General features: G+C 63.2%; 1 pseudogene. It reads left to right on the top strand.

Annotated elements, in window-relative coordinates:
* Nucleotides 1–324, top strand: a pseudogene (locus ACFHWY_RS28880) (hypothetical protein); the annotation flags it as partial.
* Nucleotides 325–424: the final 100 nt, after the last annotated feature.

Here is a 424-nt window from a genome sequence, read left to right as displayed (position 1 = left end):
GCCAATCACCCAGCATCATCCCAGCTCACCGGCTTGCCGAGCGAGAACGCAACGGCCCTGGTGAAGAACAGCCTTGCCGTCCTGGTCCGCGTGATGGAACAGGCCGTACGTGACGGCATCATTCAACGGAATCCGGCTCAGGTGACCGGATGGCAGCGCGAATACCAGCGGGCCGAAGATGAGTTGGACGATCCTCGCTCGCTGGCACTGCCTGATTGGGAAACGCTGACCAGCCTCGCCGATGCGCTGGTCAACCGATCCGCGAACTACTTCCCCGGGTGGGCCGAGGTGGTGATATTCGCCGCCTGTACCCAGGGCCCGATCAAGTTCCGTGAGTGTCCGGGGTGTTGGTGATGCCCAGGATAGTACGGCAGCCGCCATTGGCGGTCTGACCTGGCGGGATGCGGTGGTGGGGGTGTGTGAA

The sequence above is a fragment of the Micromonospora sp. LOL_024 genome (assembly GCF_048060415.1).
In the GTDB taxonomy this organism is placed as follows: Bacteria; Actinomycetota; Actinomycetes; order Mycobacteriales; family Micromonosporaceae; genus Micromonospora.
Note: the sequence above shows the minus strand (reverse complement) of the source record. Positions and strands in the feature narration are given on the sequence as shown.